17 protein-coding genes and 1 pseudogene are annotated in these 18858 nt (G+C 68.8%); 10 read left to right on the top strand and 8 right to left on the bottom strand.

Going from position 1 to position 18858, the window contains the following annotated elements; translation table 11 throughout:
- Positions 1–250 precede the first annotated feature (250 nt).
- From Q9G87_RS39875 to Q9G87_RS39855, 5 genes are all read left to right on the top strand, one after another.
- Positions 251–796 carry a cupin domain-containing protein gene (locus tag Q9G87_RS39875; RefSeq protein ID WP_305921779.1) on the top strand — a complete coding sequence of 182 codons (546 nt, stop codon included), beginning with the start codon at positions 251–253 and terminating at the stop codon, positions 794–796.
- Between the two features lie 30 nt (positions 797–826).
- A complete protein-coding gene (locus tag Q9G87_RS39870) occupies positions 827–1096 on the top strand; it encodes a dsRBD fold-containing protein (protein WP_305921778.1) in 270 nt (89 codons plus the stop codon).
- A gap of 94 nt (positions 1097–1190) precedes the next feature.
- On the top strand, positions 1191–2054 hold the full coding sequence (locus Q9G87_RS39865) for an aminoglycoside phosphotransferase family protein (protein ID WP_305921777.1): 864 nt from the start codon (positions 1191–1193) through the stop codon (positions 2052–2054).
- A 44-nt stretch (positions 2055–2098) separates the two neighbouring features.
- Entirely contained in the window at positions 2099–2971 is an 873-nt protein-coding gene (locus tag Q9G87_RS39860; protein WP_305921776.1) for a UTP--glucose-1-phosphate uridylyltransferase, read from the top strand.
- Positions 2972–3031: 60 nt separating this feature from the next.
- Positions 3032–4570, top strand: coding sequence for an aldehyde dehydrogenase family protein (locus Q9G87_RS39855; RefSeq protein ID WP_305921775.1), 1539 nt, complete (start codon positions 3032–3034; stop codon positions 4568–4570).
- A gap of 46 nt (positions 4571–4616) precedes the next feature.
- On the opposite strand, the gene glnII is transcribed toward Q9G87_RS39855, so the two are convergent.
- Positions 4617–5636 (bottom strand): glutamine synthetase, encoded by a 1020-nt coding sequence (gene glnII, locus Q9G87_RS39850; protein WP_305921774.1) that lies wholly within the window; start codon positions 5634–5636, stop codon positions 4617–4619.
- 317 nt (positions 5637–5953) lie between these two features.
- On the opposite strand from glnII, the gene Q9G87_RS39845 reads away from it, so the two are divergent.
- Positions 5954–7126 (top strand): TerC family protein, encoded by a 1173-nt coding sequence (locus Q9G87_RS39845; protein WP_305921773.1) that lies wholly within the window; start codon positions 5954–5956, stop codon positions 7124–7126.
- A gap of 24 nt (positions 7127–7150) precedes the next feature.
- Here the strand turns inward: Q9G87_RS39845 and Q9G87_RS39840 are convergent, their stop codons facing one another.
- Both Q9G87_RS39840 and Q9G87_RS39835 read right to left on the bottom strand, forming a co-directional pair.
- The gene (locus Q9G87_RS39840) at positions 7151–10147 is read right to left on the bottom strand and encodes an AAA family ATPase (RefSeq protein ID WP_305921772.1); all 2997 of its coding nucleotides are present in this window, start codon (positions 10145–10147) and stop codon (positions 7151–7153) included.
- A 10-nt stretch (positions 10148–10157) separates the two neighbouring features.
- Positions 10158–10835, bottom strand: a complete 678-nt coding sequence (locus Q9G87_RS39835; protein WP_305921771.1) for a hypothetical protein — start codon at positions 10833–10835, stop codon at positions 10158–10160.
- Between the two features lie 257 nt (positions 10836–11092).
- Between Q9G87_RS39835 and Q9G87_RS39830 the strand changes: the two genes are divergently transcribed.
- Complete coding sequence (locus Q9G87_RS39830) at positions 11093–11428, top strand: carboxymuconolactone decarboxylase family protein (RefSeq protein WP_305921770.1); 336 nt, start codon at positions 11093–11095, stop codon at positions 11426–11428.
- Here Q9G87_RS39830 and Q9G87_RS39825 read toward each other — a convergent pair.
- Positions 11388–12557: a PQQ-dependent sugar dehydrogenase gene (locus tag Q9G87_RS39825; RefSeq protein WP_305921769.1), complete on the bottom strand. Its 1170-nt coding sequence runs from the start codon at positions 12555–12557 to the stop codon at positions 11388–11390. The genes Q9G87_RS39830 and Q9G87_RS39825 overlap by 41 nt on opposite strands.
- Positions 12558–12583: 26 nt before the next feature.
- Here Q9G87_RS39825 and Q9G87_RS39820 point away from each other — a divergent pair, with 26 nt between their 5' ends.
- The gene (locus Q9G87_RS39820; RefSeq protein ID WP_305921768.1) at positions 12584–13333 is read left to right on the top strand and encodes an SDR family NAD(P)-dependent oxidoreductase; all 750 of its coding nucleotides are present in this window, start codon (positions 12584–12586) and stop codon (positions 13331–13333) included.
- A 120-nt stretch (positions 13334–13453) separates the two neighbouring features.
- Here Q9G87_RS39820 and Q9G87_RS39815 read toward each other — a convergent pair whose 3' ends face one another.
- Positions 13454–14665, bottom strand: coding sequence for an ABC transporter ATP-binding protein (locus tag Q9G87_RS39815; RefSeq protein ID WP_305921767.1), 1212 nt, complete (start codon positions 14663–14665; stop codon positions 13454–13456).
- Positions 14666–14845: 180 nt separating this feature from the next.
- On the opposite strand from Q9G87_RS39815, the gene Q9G87_RS39810 reads away from it, so the two are divergent.
- Positions 14846–15904 (top strand): LacI family DNA-binding transcriptional regulator, encoded by a 1059-nt coding sequence (locus Q9G87_RS39810; RefSeq protein ID WP_305921766.1) that lies wholly within the window; start codon positions 14846–14848, stop codon positions 15902–15904.
- On the opposite strand, the gene Q9G87_RS39805 is transcribed toward Q9G87_RS39810, so the two are convergent.
- Positions 15876–17039 (bottom strand): hypothetical protein, encoded by a 1164-nt coding sequence (locus Q9G87_RS39805; protein WP_305921765.1) that lies wholly within the window; start codon positions 17037–17039, stop codon positions 15876–15878. The two genes, Q9G87_RS39810 and Q9G87_RS39805, sit on opposite strands and share 29 nt — an antisense overlap.
- Positions 17040–17080: 41 nt before the next feature.
- Positions 17081–17506: a 50S ribosomal protein L11 gene (rplK, locus tag Q9G87_RS39800; protein ID WP_305921764.1), complete on the bottom strand. Its 426-nt coding sequence runs from the start codon at positions 17504–17506 to the stop codon at positions 17081–17083.
- A gap of 38 nt (positions 17507–17544) precedes the next feature.
- On the opposite strand from rplK, the gene Q9G87_RS39795 reads away from it, so the two are divergent.
- Positions 17545–18438 (top strand): MerR family transcriptional regulator, encoded by an 894-nt coding sequence (locus Q9G87_RS39795; RefSeq protein WP_305921763.1) that lies wholly within the window; start codon positions 17545–17547, stop codon positions 18436–18438.
- Between the two features lie 92 nt (positions 18439–18530).
- Here the strand turns inward: Q9G87_RS39795 and Q9G87_RS60910 are convergent.
- Positions 18531–18692: pseudogene (locus Q9G87_RS60910) on the bottom strand (helix-turn-helix domain-containing protein); the annotation flags it as partial.
- Positions 18693–18858: the final 166 nt, after the last annotated feature.

Genomic DNA, 18858 nt, shown 5'->3' with positions numbered 1-18858 from the left:
TAGCCGAGCGCGATGACCCCGGCCACGCCCGTGGCGTAGGTGAGCACCTGACGCCGGGAGGCGCGACTGTCCAGCAGGTTGCGCCGTTGATCCGCTTTCATCGGTTATCGCCTCGTTGTTGATCGGATGGCCCGGGGTATCCATTCATGAGGCGATGAACACATTGGGACACAAAGCCGAATCGCGGGTAAAGACGCAAGGTCAGAACCGGCCGCCCGGCCCCAGAAATATCCGACTTAAAATGCGTCAGGTGGAGTTGAAGATTTATCCCGACGGCCCGTCCGTCCAGGTGCCCGACGAGGCCGCGGCCTTGGCCAGTCCGCTGGAGGGGCAGGTCGTCCTCGACGGCACCCGGTTCCTGCGCAGGGACGTCACGGGCGCCCCGGTCGCGTTCGTCGAGCGACCGCCCGTCGCCGCCGCCCTCGACCTCCTCCCCCACCCGGAAGGCGGCTGGTTCCGCGAGACGTGGAGGTCGCCCGTGACGTTCCACCCGGACGGCTACTCCGGGCCGCGGGCGAGCGCCACCGGCATCTACTTCCTGCTCAACCCGGGCGAGGAGTCCGTGCCGCACATGGTCAGGTCGGACGAGGTGTGGTTGTGGCACCGCGGCGGCCCGCTCAGCCTGACGATCGGCGACGCCATGGTCACCCTGGGGCCGGACGTGGAGGTCGGCCAGGCGCCGCAGGCGATCGTGCCCGGCGGGGTGTGGCAGTCGGCCCGGCCGGCCGGCGACGAGCCCGTGCTGGTGAGCTGCATCGTGTCGCCGGGCTTCGATTTTGCCGACTTCACCGCATAACCGGAGGGTCGAAGGGAAGCGCGTGTGGCCATGAAAGCAAAAGAATGGAACGTGCGCATCCTGCTGACCGAGGACGGTGACGACACGGCGGCGCGGGCGGCGCTCACCACCGACGACGACACCGTCATCACGGGCAACGGCCGTGCCAGGCGCAACCCGTCCGACCCGGCGGTGCCCGAGATCGGGGACGAGCTGGCGGCCGCCCGCGCCCTGGCCGACCTGGCCGAGCGGCTGGCGGTCATCACCCAGCGGGACATCGCGAGCTCTGCCGACTTCCCCACCTCGAGCCGCTCTTGGTAAGCACGTTCCTGTCCCCGGCCCGCCCCGCCGGGTCGACGAATATCGAGTTGACGGGCCGCCTGCCGGAACGCTGGTATGGCGGTCCATGGGCAAAATGCATGACGACGAGGTGGAGACCGACGAGACCCTCGTGCGCCGGTTGCTGGCCGCGCAGTTCCCCCAGTGGGCGGACCTGCCGATCGAGCGCTTCCCCTCGCCGGGCACGGTCAACGCCGTCTACCGCCTCGGCGACGACCTGTCCGTACGGCTGCCGCTCGCCGAGTGGGGCGTCGGCGACGTGGAGAAGGAGCATCTGTGGCTGCCGCGGCTGGCCCCGCTGCTGCCGCTCGCCATTCCCGAGGTGCTCGGCGCGGGCGTGCCCGGTGAGGGCTTCCCCTGGCCGTGGTCGGTGTGCCGATGGCTGCCCGGCGCCAACCCCGAGACCGGGGACGAGCCTCTCGCCAAGGATCTGGCGGCGTTCGTGGCCGCCTTCCGGCAGGTGGATCTGCCGGACGGGCCGAGAGCATACCGGGCGGGGCCGCTCAGCCGGCTGGACAAGGCGACCCGGCACGCGATCGGCGAGCTGGACGGGCTGATCGACACGGCGGCGGCGACGGCGATCTGGGACGCGGCGGCACGCACGCCGGAGTGGCCGGGCCCGCCCGTGTGGACGCACTCCGACCTGATGCCCGGCAACCTGCTCGTCGAGAACGGCCGGCTCACCGGCGTGATCGACTTCGCCACGGCCGGCGTGGGCGACCCGGCCTGCGACCTGATCCTCGCGTGGAACTTGCTCACTCCGGACGCCAGAGACGCCTTCCGCACCGGACTGGACGTGGACGACGACACCTGGGCGCGGGGCCGTGGCTGGGCGCTGTCCATGGCGGTCGGCCAGCTGGACTACTACCAGCACACGAACCACGCGATGGCGTCCAACGCCCGGCACACGATCCAGGCGGTGATCATGGAATGTGCCTGAGGTAACGTCGGCACTCTCCCCGTCGATCGATCAAGGAGAGTCGTATGGTCCGCAAAGCCGTGATCCCGGTGGCCGGCCTGGGCACCCGGCTGCTGCCGCTGACGAAGGCAATGCCGAAGGAGATGCTGCCGATCGGCGACAAACCCGTCATCGAGCACACCATCCGGGAGCTCGTGGACTCCGGCATCGACGAGATCACCATCGTCACCTCGGCCCGCAAGGACCTGGTGCAGCGGCACTTCGCCCCGGACGCCGACCTGGAGCAGCAGCTGCGCGCCGACGGCAAGGACGACCTGGCCGACGCGGTGGCCGAGCTGTCGTCCCTGGCCCACATCACCTACCTGTACCAGAACGGCCCCTACGGCAACGGCACGCCCGTGCTCAACGCCGCCCGCGTCATCGGCGACGAGCCGTTCATGGTGCTCTGGGCCGACGACGTGTTCGTGGCCGAGGTGCCGCGGGCCAAGCAGCTCAAGAGCGCGTACGAGGCCACGAAGGCCCCCGTCCTGGCCCTGATGCCGATGGCGGTCGAGGACGCCTCCCGCTACGGCGTGCCCGTCGTCGAGGAGGACCTGGGCGGCGGCCGGTTGCGGATCTCTGGCCTGGTGGAGAAGCCGTCGCCGGAGCGGGCCCCGTCCCGGTACGCCGCCATCGGCGGCTATGTCGTCACCCCCGGCGTCGTGGAGGAGCTGGAGGCCGCCACGCGTAAGTGGCACGAGAACCCCGAGGGCGAGATCTACCTCACCGACGCGCTGGACCGCCACGCCGCCGCCCACCCGGTGTACGGGCAGGTCATCGACGGCACGTGGTGGGACACGGGCTCGCCGCTCAACTACCTCAAGGCCCAGTTCGCCGCGGCCCTCGCCGATCCGGCCTATGGCCCGGAGCTGCGTAGGCTGGCTCAGGAGAGCGCCTGAAAGTTGGGTTTCTTGCGGCGGGATGATTGTCTGTCCGCAGAACCTATAAGGAGGGCCCCGGTGAGCCGACAAATCGTTTCCCTCGTGGGTGGCAAGGAAGCCGCCGCCACGAGCACGTACGAATCGACCAACCCCGCCCGGCCGCGCGAGGTCGTGGCCCAGGTCGGCATGGCCGACGCCGGCACGTTCGCCGCCGCCTGCCGCACCGCCAAGGAGGCCCAGCGCGAGTGGGCCAAGGTGCCCGCCCCGGTGCGCGGCCGGGTGATCGCCTCCATCGGGCGGCTGGTCGAGGCCAACACCGAGCGGCTGGCCCGGCTGGTCACCGAGGAGATCGGCAAGCCGTACGCCGAGGCGCTCGGCGAGGTGCGGGAGATCGTGGACACGTGCGACTTCTTCCTCGGCGAGGGCCGCAGGCTCTACGGGCAGACGGTGCCGTCGGAGATGCCGGACAAAAACCTCTTCACCTTCCGCAACCCGGTGGGTGTGGCGGCGGTCGTCACCGCGGGCAACTTCCCCGTGGCCGTGCCGTCGTGGTATCTGGTTCCGGCCCTGCTGTGCGGCAACGCCGTCGTCTGGAAGCCCGCCGAATACGCCGCCGCCTCCGCGCACGCGATGTTCCAGCTGTTCGTGGCGGCCGGGCTGCCCGACGGCGTGCTGAACGTCGTCTTCGCCGACGGCGCGGAGACCTTCCGCGGCCTGGAGCTGGCCTTGGAGGAGGGCAGCGTCAACAAGGTCGGGTTCACCGGCTCCAGCGAGGTGGGCAGGAAGATCGGCGAGCTGACCGGGCGGCACCTGCAGTCGGCCTGCCTGGAGCTGGGCGGCAAGAACCCGATGGTGATCATGCCGGACGCCGACCTGGACCTGGCCGTCGAGGGCGCCTTGTTCTCCGGCTTCGGCACCGCCGGCCAGCGCTGCACCAGCCTAGGCACGGTCATCGTGCATGAGAGCGTGCACGACGCCTTCGTGGAGCGGTTCGCGCGGGCAGTGGGTGAGGCCAGGATCGGCGACCCCGCGCAGGACGTGCTGGCCGGTCCGCTGCTGGACCAGAAGTTCGCCGACCGGTACGAGGAGTATCTGAACTGGATCGAGCCCCACCACAGGGTCGTGTCCGGAAATACCGGAAAAATCACCAAGGACAACCCGCGCGGCGACTTCGACGGAGAGGGCGGCCTCTACTACCACCCGGTCGTCGTGGACGGCGTCAAGCCCGGCGACCGCCTCTTCATGGAGGAGACGTTCGGCCCGATCGTGGGCGTGACCACGTTCGCGACTCTCGACGAGGCCGTCGAGCTGGCCAACCTGCCCGGCTACGGCCTGTCGAGCTCGATCTACACCACCAACCCGAAGCACGCCTTCCGCTTCCGCGAGGGCATCTCGGCCGGCATGGTCAGCGTCAACAACTCCACCTCAGGAGCGGAGGCGCACCTGCCCTTCGGCGGCAACGGCAAGTCCGGCAACGGCAGCCGACAGTCCGGCGTGTGGGTGCTCGACCAGTTCACCCGCTGGCAGGCCATGAACTGGGACCACTCGGGCCGGCTGCAGAAGGCGCAGATGGATGTCGCGGAGATCGTTCCCGACCTCGACTTCCGCCTCCCGTGAACGGAAAACGGGGCCCCCGCCCGGGGGCCCCGTTTCACGAGGAAGGTCAGACCAGGCCCTTCTTCTCCAGGGCCGCGCAGACGGTGTTCACCAGCAGGCGGGTGACGACGTACGGGTCCATGTTGGCGTTCGGGCGACGGTCCTCGATGTAGCCCTTCTTCTCGACCTCGACCTGCCACGGGATACGCACGGACGCACCACGGTTGGAGACGCCGTAGCTGTACTTGTTCCACGGGGCGGTCTCGTGGGCACCGGTGAGGCGGGACTCGACGCCGGAGCCGTACTGCGAGATGTGCTCCATCGGCTTGTCACCCTCGCCGAGCGACTCGCAGGCGGCGACGATGGCGTCGTAGCCCTCGCGCATGGCCTTGGTGGAGAAGTTGGTGTGCGCGCCGGCGCCGTTCCAGTCGCCGCGGGCGGGCTTGGGGTCGAGGGTGGCCTCGACACCGAACTCCTCGGCCGTCCTGTAGAGCAGGTAGCGGGCGATCCACATGTGGTCGGAGACCTCGACGGGGCTCGCCGGGCCGACCTGGAACTCCCACTGGCCGGGCATGACCTCGGCGTTGATGCCGGAGATCGCCAGGCCGGCGGCGAGGCAGCGGTCGAGGTGCAGCTCGACGATCTCGCGGCCGAAGATGGCGTCGGCGCCGACACCGCAGTAGTAGGGGCCCTGCGGGGCGGGGAAACCACCCTCGGGGAAGCCGAGCGGGCGGCTGCCCTTGAAGAAGGTGTATTCCTGCTCGATGCCGAACCAGGACTCCTGGTCGGCGAACTGCTCGGCGATCGGGCGCAGCAGGGCGCGGGTGTTGCTGACGTGCGGGTCCCCGTTGATCTCCTCGACCTCGGACAGGACGAGGACGTTGTCCCCGCCGCGGATCGGGTCGGGACAGACGAACACCGGGCGGAGCACGCGGTCCGACGAGTGCCCTTCAGCCTGGTTGGTGCTGGAGCCGTCGAAGCCCCAGACCGGAGGCTCGGCCCCATCGGCAAGGATCTTGGTCTTCGAGCGCAGCAGAGCCGTGGGCTCGGTGCCGTCGATCCAGATGTACTCAGCCTTGTAGCTCACGGCGGTCCTTTCAGGGTTCCTTCCAGCCACGCCGAGTCTTATGGACAGCCGTTTCCCCGTTTTTGCCCACATGTGAACGCCGTGTTAATCAGCACAAGTTTTACCAAGCCAAACGCCTGCGCCCGTCATGAAGCCGTCACGATTGCTCCCCTTGGCGTCCTGCGGCGCCAGCCGGTGAGCAGGGCGCACACGAGGGCGGCCGGACGAGCCACGCATAACCCGTAAGGCGCGGGTCATACGTATCGGGTTCGCCTCACCGTACGATCATCGAGGGGTATTTTGCTCATGCACGTACTGTCTTGCGGGGTGCGCGGCTGATGGGCGTCTCGCCGCTGGTGTGGTGGCTGACGATCGCGGGGATCGTCGGGCTGCTGCTGTTCGACTTCGTCTTCCACGTCCGCCGTGCGCACGTCCCCTCGCTGCGCGAGGCCACGATCTGGTCGGCGCTGTACATCGGCATCGCCCTGGTGTTCGGCGCCGGCGTGTGGATCTTCGGCGGCCCCGATCCGGGGACGGAGTATTTCGCCGGCTACATCACGGAGAAGGCGCTGTCGGTCGACAACCTCTTCGTGTTCCTCGTCATCATGTCCAGCTTCAAGGTGCCGCGGGCCAACCAGCAGAAGGCGCTGCTGTTCGGCATCGTGTTCTCGCTGCTGGCCAGGACCGGGTTCATCCTGATCGGCGCGGCGCTGATCAACACCTTCGCCTGGGCGTTCTACGTGTTCGGCCTGATCCTGCTGGTCACGGCCGGAAACCTGCTCAAGCCTGAGAGCGAGGAGAGCCACGACACCGACAACGTCATGGTCCGCCTGGCCCGCAGGCTCTTCGCGGCCACCGAGGTCTACGACGGGGACCGCCTGTTCACCGTCCAGGACGGCAAGCGGGTCATGACCCCGATGGTGCTCGTCATGATCGCCATCGGGGGGACGGACATCATGTTCGCCCTCGACTCCATCCCGGCCATCTTCGGCCTCACCCAGAACATCTACATCGTCTTCACCGCCACCGCGTTCTCCCTGCTGGGGCTGCGGCAGCTCTACTTCCTCCTCGACGACCTGCTCGACCGGCTGATCTACCTCGCCATCGGCCTGGCCGCCATCCTGGGCTTCATCGGGGTCAAGCTCGTCCTGCACGCGCTGCACGAGAACAACGTGCCATTCATCAACGACGGCCAGCCCGTGCCGGTCACCGAGATCAGCACCGGCCTGTCCCTGTCGGTGATCGTGGGTGTGCTGGTGATCACCGTGGTCGCCTCGCTGACCAGCGCGAAGGGCCGCGCGCAGAACGCCGTCTCGGCGGCGCGGCGGCACGCCCAGGCGTACCTGGAGGTCGAGCACGACCCGCAGCCGCGCGAGGAGCTGTTCGGGAAGCTGTGCCACGAGGAGGAGCAGCTCAAGAAGCTGCCGGAGAAATACCGCAGGCGCATCCGCGAAGAGGAGAAGCTGATGGCGCTGCTGCGCAGGGTCCACGAGGAGCACGACCGGCGCTGAGCCCGCGCCGGTCGTGCGCCACGCTCAGGTACGGCCGTCGCGCCCGTTGCCGTCGTAGCCGAGCAGCCGCATGGCGGTGTCCGGGTCCATGGCCGCGGCCAGGAGCTGGGCCCGGGCGTGGGCCTCGTCGCGCTCGCGTTCGGCCTTGGCCTGCGCCGCGCGTACCCCCTTGATCGCCACCAGTGCGAGGCCGGCGCCCACGATCACCGCGACGATCACGACGAACAGCAGGAACAGCAGGCCCGGCGAGGCCACCAGGGAGGAGCCCGCCCCGTTCGCGCCGTTGCCCGTCACCGCCAGCGCGGCGATGGCGGACAGCGCCACGAGCCCGAGCAGGCTGGCGATGACCAGCCAGACCCGGCCGGGGCTCCGCCGCCGCGGGGGCGGCGGCGCGGCGGCCGGCTGGACCATGACGGGCACCGGTGGGGGCGCCGAGGTCGACTCGGGCGCCCACGGCACGAACTCCGGCCGATCGACCTGATCGGCGGCGGAGGCCTGGCTGGCGTCGCCGGCGATCCGGTAGCCGGGCGCGGCCGGCGGCGCCATCACCGGCGGCTGGATGGTCGTGACCGGCGGCGAGGACGGAGGCGCCGGCGGGATGACCGTGACGCCGTGCCCGCCGAGGGCGACCGGCACGGGCTCGGCCTCCCGCTCGACGGCCCCGGGCAGGTCGCGATCGATGCGGCTGTGCTCCTTGTGCGCCCTGGCCGCGTCGCGGTGGTATTCCTCCAGCTCCTGGTAGAGCTCGTCGGAAGCGTAGATCGTGCCGTCGATGAGCGGCCCCGGCTCCCGCCGGATGATCGCCACCACGTCGTCGCCGTTGAGCGTCTTGTGCGTCTCCAGCGCGTGTGCCACGCAGAGCACGTCCCTGCGGTGCTCCTGCAGCAGCTCCCCGGTCTTCTCCAGCAGCCGCACCAGGTTGAACTCGATCCGCTCCCCCAGCACGTCGGGGGTGAGGTCGGGCTCCTTTTTGCTGGGCTCCCTTTCGGTGATGCCGATCGAGCCGCCGCCGGGGAGGGGCTTGCGCACGGCCTTGCCGCCCATGATCTCCAGCTCCTGGAGCGCGGGCAGCGAGGTGACGCCCGAGCCCATGCCCCAGTACGACTCCATCATCGCGGTGAGGTAGGTCGCGGAGAACAGGTCGCCGGACACGCCGGAGGAGTTGTCCTCGCCGAAGAACATCCGCTCCCCGGCCAGCGACGCCAGCGAGACCATGATGTCGGCCTCGTGCTCCGACTTCCACCGGGTGAACTGGTCCTCGGGCTTGATCGAGGCGACCATGCCCAGGTAATCGGCGCCCTTCTCGATGGTGGCGATGTCGATCTCGAGGTGGAAGCGGGTCACGTACGCCACGACGGCGTGGCAGGCCTCGTGCACGGCCACGGCGTGCCGCTCGCGCTCGATGTACTCCACATCCTCGGGCGGGCCGAGCTGCTTGAGCCGCTTGGCGCGCAGCACGTCCGACCAGGTGATGATCTCGCGCCCGTCCCTGATGGCGGTGATCAGCGACTCGTTGACCAGGTCCTTGATCGTGGCACCGGTGGCGTACGGGGTGATCGTGGCCAGCTTGTCGATCTGCTGCTCGGTGAGCTCGTGGTCGACCTTGTCGAAGTAGCCCTGGTAAGTGCGCACCCGCCCGGCCTTGGACGGGTAGCCCACCTTGTAGATGCGGTCGATGCGGCCGGGCCGGAGCAGCGCCTCGTCGAGCGCGTCGGGCCGGTTGGTGGCCATCATGACGAGAATGCGGTATTTGGGCGGCGGCTTGGGCCGCATGCCGAGCAGCCGCCTGACCAGGCGGTTGAAGAACCCGCGCGGCTTCTTGAGCCCGGACAGCTCCGTGAGCAGCGCCTGCAGGGTGCCGGGATCGCCGCTGCCCATCATGCCGCCGCCCATCATGAAGCGGTTACGCCGGCCAGGCTCCTCCCCGTCCTCGCGCCGGGCACGGAAGGCCAGCACCTGGCGGGTCTCCTCGGACAGGTAGTTGAGCCCGTGGCAGCCGGCGTACCCGGACAGGCCGGAGAAGCCGCCGCCCGGCACGTTGGGGCCCTGCTGGGCGAGCCGGCCGCGCTTGCCGAGCGAGTCGGCCTCGTCGAAGAAGACGATCACGCCGCCGTACCGGAGCGCCAGCTTGCGCAGCTTCCTGAACAGGCTTTTCACCTTGAGGATGCCGATGCCCATGAACATGTTCGTGAACGCGCCCGGATCCACGAACACGTACGGCTTGCCGGTCTCACCGGCCACGGCCTCGGCCATGAGGGTCTTGCCGGTGCCCGGCGGACCCCACAGCAGCAGGCCGCTGGGGACGTACCCGCCGCGATTCTCGATCTCGTCGGGCCGCTCCAGGAAGACGATGTTCTCCCGGACGCGCTCGACCACGTGGTCCTGACCCCACACGTCGTGGAAGCGGGTCTTGATGTCGTCGGGGAAGTAGGTCTCGACGCCGCCCCTGGACAGGAACCAGAACAGGCCCACGAACTGGATGATGACGAAGAAGAACAGGAAGACGATCTGCAGGAAGAACGGCAGCGCCTGCCAGATCAGCGCGGGCACCTGGAACAACGCCTGGAACGGGCTGACGTCCAGCACCGCCCCCAGCACCAAGGCGATCAGCACGACGAAGAACGTGATCTTGAGTGCCCGCGAGAGCCGGTATCTCGTCCAGTCGTCGAATCGGCGATGCGTCCAGCGGTCGAAGCCGCCGAAGACCTTCTGGCTCCAGAACCGGTGGTAGGCCGACCAGTGCTCACTGACGAAGAAGTGCAGCTGGCGGACGAGCTCCGCGCCGAGCAACCAGAAGATCCACTGGTACGCCTGCGCGATCGCCCGGGCGGCCTCGGGGAACGTGACGACGCCCTCGAAGTCGGCCATCACCTTCCACGTGAGGATGAAGTAGGCCGCCACCAGAACGATGAGGAACTTGCTCCGATCCCAGAACTGCATTTTCTTCCTGGTCACGGATTCGGGATCGGAAGGCCCGCTGCCTGGGGCACGCAGCCCTTCATGGTGAATGGTCGTGGTCAATGGTGCTCCCTCATCCAGGCAGCCGGAGCAGCTTGAAAGAACTCGCGATCTTGTCGAACTCGCCGGCGCGCTTCCTGAAGCAGAGCGACTGGCAGCCGATGAGCATGACGGAGACCGTGGAACCCTTCTCGTCGAGAATGGCGGTGTGGTCGAACGTCTGGACGTCGTTGCCGATCTGGTAGTTGAAGCGGACCCGGACGCCCCGGGCGCCGGCGTCCAGGGTCAGGACCTCGTCGTTGAGAAGCTCGAAGTTGTTGAGGGTCGGCGGCTGGCCGGTCGCGATCGACTGCTGGAGGTAGGCCTCGCGCACCTGCTCGGTGACCGGCAGGACGAAGTCGCGCAGCCTGTTGAGCGAGATCGCGTCCCGCTGCTCCTCGGTCAGCTGGTGCACGGTGGCGTAGACGAAAGGATCCGCCGAGCCCAGGATGTGGTCGACCGACGGTTCCGTGGACTGGTCGAAGGCCGTCGACCAGACCCGCTGCGCCCGCAGCTGCGCCGCCTGTGAGTTGGGATGGTCGCCGGACAGATACATCTCGATGGCGCTGGCGTTGAGCTGCGTGAACGAGGCCGGCACCTTGAAGTACGTGGTGCCCGTCCGGTCCCGGACATAGGTGAATTCCGGCTGCCCGCACGCCGACAGCATGAAGATCGCGGCTAGGAGCGCGATCAAAGCCCGTGTCTTTTTCACCAGGGCTTACCTCCGCATTTACGGACCAACGGAGTTGTTGTGCCCGCTTTCAGGCGGAATGAGCCCCTTGCAGGGTGAGAAATCTTGACCAAATCTTGGCCGAAGGTTGGCTTTACTTGTTACAGATCAAAAAGCCGCACGTCGTGGGGTCCTCGCTCCATGGCTCGCGGACCCGTACAACGTTCATGCAACCCCCATTGGTTCAACTCAGGAAGTAGCTAAAGATATGAGGATCCGTATCGACATCGGAGCATGGGATGACAGAACCCGCCATGGAGACCGTGGACTCCTTCGGCATGTCGGCCGAACGCCAGTTCGCCGACGTCTGGTCGAGGACGGTCCTGTCGGTCAGGGAGCGCCGCCTGCTCCTGCTCGGGCTGCTCGTCGGCCAGGGCCTCGACCAGTTGACGGACGTCCAGCTCGACCTCGCCCTGCGGGCCGGCGACCTCAGCGAGACGGAGTTGCGGGAGGTGGTGGTCTTCCTCGCCCACTACGCGGGCTGGGCCCGCGGGGCGATGCTGAACGACCAGGTGGAGAGCTTGATTGAGCGCGTCAGGCAGGCTCGATCCGATAGACAGGGCCCCGGAGGCTGAGCGCGTAGAGTTCGCCGTCGTGCCCTTGGCCGAACGATGACAGTTGCTCCACCTCTCCGACCTCGGCCGCCTTCTCCAACTCGTCGACGGGGGCGGCTTTGATCCATCCGGCACAGAAGTCGCCGTACAGGAATTGGCCCTGCAGCCACGGGATCTTCTCGCCCCGGTAGACGTATCCGGCGATCACCGAGCAGTTGCCGTCCTGGTTGAGCGGGTAGACGAGCACCGGGTCGACCAGCTCGCGCTCCTTCCCGCCCTTGAAGGACTTGTCGCCTTCGCGCAGGCTCCAGCCGTAGTTCTCGCCGCCTTCCGAACCCGCCGGCTGATAGTCGACCTCCTCCCACGCGTTCTGCCCGACGTCGCCGATCCACAGGTCGCCGGTCTCGCGGTCGAAGGAGAACCGCCACGGGTTGCGCAGCCCGTACGCCCAGATCTCGGCCTTCGCGCCGTCCTTGCCGACGAACGGGTTGTCCTCGGGCACCTTGTAGGGCCGGCCCGCCCGCGGGTCGATGCGCAGGATCTTGCCGAGCAGCGTGCCGATGTCCTGTCCGTTGCCCTCGGGGTCGCCCGCGCCGCCGCCGTCTCCGAGCGCGATGTAGAGGTGGCCGTCGGGGCCGAAGGCGAGCTGGCCGCCGTTGTGGTTGGGGAAGGGCTGGTCCTGGGTGAGCACGTCGCGCCGGCCCGTCGCCTGGGAGCCGTCGTAGGCCCACTCGGTGACGTGGGTGCGGCCCTGGGTGTCGGTCCAGTCGAGGTAGACCCACCGGCCGGACGGGTGGAACGCGACGCCCAGCAGGCCCTGCTCGTTGCCGCCGCTCACCTCGCCCGACAGGTCGATCACCGTCTTGCCGTCTGAGGTCCGCAGCCGGCCTGTCTGCTCGGCGACGTAGAGGCGGTCATCCCCCTCGCGCACGGCGAACGCCACCGGCTTGTCGAACTCTCCGATCTTCCTGAACCGCAACTCGCCCCGCTCGGCCGGGGTCGTCTCCTGGCTCTGCGGGGCCTGCGGGGCGGCGGTCGTCGTCCCGGCACGCGGAGTGAGCGTCCCGGCAGGCGGCGAAGCCTCAGGCGAGCAGGCGGTGACAGCTACGGCGAAAAGGAGCACAGCCAGGACGAGGCGCACGCCGTTCATCCTGTCACGGACGCTAGGGTTCAGGCATGCCCACCGCATTGATCACCGGCGCCACCGCCGGCCTCGGCGCCGCCTTCGCCCGGCGCCTGGCCGCCGAGGCCTACTCGCTCGTCCTGGTGTCGCGGGACGAGAGCCGGCTGGCCGAGGCCGCCGGCCAGCTCAAGCTCAGGTACGGCGTGAGCGTCGAGGTGCTGCCCGCCGACCTCGCCACCGACGACGGGATCGCCGCGGTCGAATCCCGCCTGCGCGACGGCGTCGACCTGCTGATCAACAACGCCGGGTTCGGTCACCCGGGCAGCTTCCCCGACGTGCCGGTCGCCGACGAGGTGCGCATGCTCAAGGTGCACTGCGAGGCCGTGCTGCGGCTCACGCTGGCCGCGCTGCCCGGGATGCGCGAGCGCGACCGCGGGGCGGTGATCAACGTGGCGTCCGTGGCGGCGTTCTTCACGCGCGGCACCTACAGCGCCTCCAAGGCATGGGTGGTGAACTTCAGCGAGTCCGCCGCAGCCGAGGTCGGCAATCCGCGCATCAAGATCATGGCGCTGTGCCCCGGGTTCGTGCGGACCGAGTTCCACCAGCGGGCCTCCATGGACACCTCCGGCATTCCCGGCTTCCTCTGGTTGAAGGCCGACAACGTGGTACGGGAAGCGCTGCGCGATCTGGCGCTGGGCAAGCGGGTGTCGGTGCCGGACATCCGTTACAAGGCCATCGTGGCGGTCGGCAGGCTGGTGCCGCGCAGCCTGCAGAGCCTCGTGTCGGGCAAGCTCGGACGTTGAGGAACGGACGCTGGCGGGATTCCGCCTGCGGACATGGAAGGGCCCCCGCCGCGGGAGGGGGTCGCGGTGGGGGCCCAGCGATCGTGAGCTTGGCTCACGATCGAGAACTGCGGCTCGCGGTCAGCGGTTGGCCTCGTGGCCGATCGCCAGACCGGAGGCCGGGTCGAAGAAGTGCATGTTGTGCGTGTCGACGACCAGCTCGATGTTCTGGCCGGGGCGCACGTGGCTGCGGGCGTTGACGCGGGCCGTCCACAGGGACTTGTCGCCCACGAGCGGCAGCGCCGCCTCGTCGTCGTCACCCGTGTCGGCGGCGGCGACGGTGTCCTTGTGCTCGACCGGCGGGGCGTCGATCAGGAACAGGACGTTGATCTCGGAGCCCAGCTCCTCGGTGACCTCCGCCTTGACCGGCAGCGTGGCCCAGCCGTTGGCGTGGTTGCCCGCGGAGGTGGCGTCCTCGAAGTCGGACGGGCGGATGCCGAGGATGATCTTCTTGCCGATGTACTGGTCGAGGCCGGGCTTGTCGGTGAAGGTCGACTCGGGAATCGACAGCTTGATGTCGGCGAAGGTGACGGCGGCGCCGTTGTCGCGGACCAGCTCGGCGGTGACGAAGTTCATCGACGGCGAGCCCATGAAGCCCGCCACGAACAGGTTGACCGGCTTGTCGAACAGGTTCTGAGGGGTGTCGACCTGCTGGAGCAGACCGTCGCGCAGCACGCAGACGCGGTCGCCCAGGGTCATGGCCTCGACCTGGTCGTGGGTGACGTAGACAGTGGTGACGCCGAGGCGCTCATGCAACGTGTTGAGCGAGGCGCGCATGGAGACGCGGAGCTTGGCGTCGAGGTTGGACAGCGGCTCGTCCATGAGGAAGGCCTGCGGCTCACGAACGATGGCGCGGCCCATGGCGACACGCTGGCGCTGACCACCGGACAGGGCGGCCGGCTTGCGCTTGAGGTACTGCTCCAGGCCGAGCATCTTGGCGGCGTCGTTGACCCGCTTCTGGATCTCCGGCTTGGGCATCTTGCGGAGCTTGAGGCCGAAGGCGAGGTTCTCCTCGACCGTCATGTGCGGGTAGAGCGCGTAGTTCTGGAAGACCATCGCGATGTCGCGGTCCTTGGGCGGCAGGTGGTTGACGACCTTGTCGCCGATGGAGATCTCACCGCCGCTGATGTCCTCGAGGCCCGCGATCATCCGGAGCGCGGTCGACTTACCGCAACCGGACGGACCGACCAGCACCATGAACTCGCCATCCTTGATCTCAAGGTTGAGCCCGTTCACGGCCTTTACGCCACCGGCGTAGATCTTGTCGACGTTCGTCAGAACGATGGATGCCATGACATTCCTTCGCGCTCCAGGGCGGTAGCCCGGATGTTTGTACCGTGTGCCCACTTCCGTGGATACGTTTTCAAGCATCTCACCCGAAAGAGGACATCGGTGTCAAGGGTTCCCGTGTGACCAGCCTTTGTCGCTGCGTGAGTCTTCCCCTTGAGTGAAAACCATGATGGAATCGTTTCCATGGAGAGGCGGGCGACGATCAAAGATGTTGCCGAGGCGGCCGGCGTCGGCGTCGCGACCGTATCCAGGGTGCTGTCGGGCGGCTCGGCCAGCCCGCAGACCAGGGAACGTGTCCTGGCCGTCGCCGCGCAGCTCGACTACCGCCCCAGTGCGCTCGGGCGCAACCTGCGCCAGCGCCGTACCGGCGGCATGGGGCTGCTCGTCCCCGACCTGACCGACACCTTCTACGGCCAGCTGGCGGAGGGCGTGCTCGCCTGCGCCCGCTCGGCCGGCGAGCCGGTTGTGCTCGGCTCGACCGGCGGCGACCCCGAGCAGGAGTCCGAGCTGATCGGCATGCTGCTGGAGCAGAGCGTGGACCGCCTGATCGCGGTGCCGTCAGGCGACGCCGAGACCTGGACCCCGGCGATCCGCGCGGGCATGACCGTCGTCTTCGCCGACCGCCTTCCCTCCCATGCCGCCGACGAGGACCTCGGGCCCGCGACCCTGGCGGACCTCATGGCCCTGGACGGCCTGTCCGCCGCCGCGCAGGCCCGCCCGCTGGACGTGCCGGCCGTGGTGGCCGACGACCGGGCCGGCATCCGCACGGCCGTCCGCTACCTGCGAGGCCTGGGCCACAAGCGCATCGCCTTCCTCGGCGGGCCCGGCCACGATCGCCGGGCGGCGGCTTTCAGGGACGCGGTGGGGGCGCCGGTGGACGAGGAGCTGGTGGTGTTCGGCACCGGCAGCCGCGACTCCGCCTACGCCGCCGCCTCCGGCCTGCTCCAGAGCCGCCCCGACCTGTCGGCGGTGGTGGCCGGGGGGAACGTCCTCGGGGAGGCGGCGGTGCTGGCGGCCAGAGAGCTGGACCTGCGGGTGCCGCGGGACGTGTCCCTGGTGATGTACGACGACGTGCCCTGGGCCGAGCTGTGCGCCCCGCCGCTGACGGTGATCGCCCAGCCAGGACGGGACATGGGCTATCGGGCGGCGGAGCTGGTGCTGCGCGCCGCAAGCAGGAAACCGCGCAGCGTGGTCCTGCCGACCGAGCTGATCATCAGGGGGAGCTGCGGCCCACACCGCTGACGCTCTTGGGCGCGCCGGTGTAGCGGCGGGGCAGGATCATGACGGGGTTGTCGTCGAGGATCACCTCCGGTGGCCCGAACGCGGCGGCGACCTCGCGGATCTCCGGCTCATCGAGCATCAGCAGCCGCCCGCGCTCGACGAACACCTCATCGTCCACCAGCACGGTGGGCCGGTCGACCTGGCAGTCGCAATGCGCGAACCCGGGTCCCGTCGTGACCGGCACCCCGTCCGTCAGCCCATCGAGGCCGCAGTAGAAGGCCCCTGCGTGCTTCTCCCGCTCGAACTGCGTCCCTCCGGACACCCGGACCTTCGGGTTGAGCCCGAACAGGGCGTGCCGCATGTAGTAGCCGCCGGGCGCGTACCGCCGCAGCTGCTCGGCGGCCGCCCCGCCCTCGATCTTCCGGACCAGGTTGCCCTCCAGGGTGACCCGGACGGGTTCCTCCGGCACGCCGGTGACCGTGCAGTCTTCGATGACGAGGACGCCCTCGGTGTCGGTCGGCCAGAAGTTGGCGCCCCCGTACGGGAAGGGCCGCCAGTCACCGGGCCGCAACGCGCCACCCGGATTGGACTCGAACGTCAGCCCGGAGAACGTCACGTCGGTTCCCCGTTCGGAGATCACCCGGATCGACCGGGCTCCCGACAACTGCCGCAGCGCGCGGCCCAGCAGCGCGTAGAAGACCTCGGTGGGAAGCCGCCCTCCGGTGAGCAGTGCTCCGGCCGTCGCGGTCATATGCAGGGACAGGAACCGGGCGGAGCGGGACGCGATCTGGTCGAAGAAGAGCGGCGCCGTGTGCACCTCGCCCCACCACGTCCCGCTGATCACGACGTCGGACTCCCGGAACGCGGCCGCCTCGATCTCCAGCGGCGCCTCCCGGTCCCATCCCCCAGGGCTGAACGGCGCCACCGACAGGATCCGCACGTCGGCATCCCGGTAGGCGGCCGCCGCGGCGATCGCCTGGACGACGACCGGGTCGACGGTGTGCTCCATGAGCAGCAGCACCCGCTCGCCGGCCCGCAACCCCACGTACTCCACCAGGTTGCGGGCCCCGGGCATCAGCTCGACGATCGAGTACGGCGCCGCGGCCGGCTCGGCGACGTAACTGAAAGGCGATCCTGCGTACGGATTGATCATCATGCCGGACCTACTACCCAACGTCACGCAGCGCATGCGACTGATTACTCTTTGACCGTCAGCCCCATAGACCGGGCAGTACCGGCGATGATCTTGACAGCCTGGTCCAGATCCGTGGTGTTGAGGTCGGCCAGCTTGGCCGCCGCCACCTCTTTGAGTTGCGCCATGGTCACGACACCGCCGCTCTGGTGCCCCGGCCGCGGACTGCCACCGTTCAGCCCCGCCACCCTGCGGATGAGCGACGCCGTCGTCGGCTGCTTGACCCGGACCTCGAAGGACCGGTCCTCGAAGACGGTCACCACAGCGGGGACCACGTGCCCGCGCAGGGCGGCACTGAGCGCGTTGTACTGCTTGCAGAACTCCATGAGGTTGATGCCGAGCGGGCCGAGGTCCTTGCCGACGTTCGCCGGGTTCGCCTCGCCGGCGGCCAGGTGCAGCGTGACAGCCCTGGCGATCTTGTTCTTTGCCATGCGCGGTACGCTAAAGTCTCCCGTAACTGGAGACTCAAGTGCATTATTCGATCGGCCAGCTGGCCGCGCTCACCGGGCTGCCGGTCAAGACGATCCGCTTCTACTCGGACGAGGGCGTCCTGCCCGCTCCCGACCGCACCCCGTCCGGCTACCGTCGCTACACCGAGGAGCACCGGGCCCACTTGGAGCTCGTACGCACACTGCGCGAGATCGGCCTCGACCTGGCGACGATCCGCTCGCTGGGACGCCGCCGCCTCAAGGATGTCCTGGCCCTGCACCTGAAGGTGGTCGAGACCCAGATCTCCGCGCTCCAGCGGACCAGGGCGGTCCTGCGCGCCACCTTGGACAACGACGACCCCGCCGAAGAGGACCTGCGCAGGCTGCACGCGCTCGGGCGGGTGGGCAAGGCCGAGATGGCCGGGCTGCTCGACGCGTTCATCGACGAGGTCGGCGGCGACGTCGCGGCCCGCCGCGAGTGGCTGGCCTGCATGCGCGACGCCATGCTGCCCGACCTCCCCGAAGAACCCACCAGCGCGCAACTCGACGCCTGGCTGGAGCTCGCCGGCCTGCTGGCCGACCCTGACTTCCAGGAAAGCCTGCGCACGATGAGCGAGGACTTCTGGGCGCGGCCGCGCGAGGACCTCGACGCCTGGCGGCGGACCTCGGCCGCGCTGCTCGATGAGGTCGGCGCCGCGCTCACCGCAGGCATCGCCCCTGACTCCCCCGAGGCCGCTCCCGTGCTCGAACGCGTCCTGGAACTAGCCGGGCAGAGCGGTGAGGAGATGCTGCGCGGGTTCGACGAGCATGATCCACGGTCGGAGCGGCTGTGGGAGCTGGTGGCGATCGTCCGGGGCATGGAGCAGCCATGGCCTCAGACGGCGGCCTACCGCTGGATCGAGCAGGCGTTGCGCGCCGACGTGACCGCTCACTGACGCGCCCCTTCATGCACTGACACCTCGCCCAGGCCGACCGCACATTGATAGTCCCCGTCACACCACCGAAGCGCGGAGTGCTTGATGGGCTCTCATGCAGCGTCGGTGCGGTATCCGGAGAAGCTCACCTGGGTGTCGTCGTTGTCGAGGGCGTTGAGAGTGGTGTCCAGGGCCTCGGCCAGCCTGGCGAGGAGGGGCAGTGGGGGGACGGTGTCGGAGCCCTCGATGCGAGAGATCTTCGCCTGGCTGAGGCCCGCGCGGTCGCCAGTTCAATCTGCGCGAGCCCGAGTTCGTGAGCCGTGACACGTTAGTTGGAACATGGCCATGGTTATTGGCACTATCCAACTGTGCTGGCCAGGTTCTGCCGCGCCGGTGGATCGTCGAGAGGTCCCTGTCCGGCTGGCTGGTGCGCTCGAGGGG

The organism is Nonomuraea turcica, assembly GCF_030718205.1.
GTDB lineage: Bacteria > Actinomycetota > Actinomycetes > Streptosporangiales > Streptosporangiaceae > Nonomuraea.
Note: the sequence above shows the minus strand (reverse complement) of the source record. Positions and strands in the feature narration are given on the sequence as shown.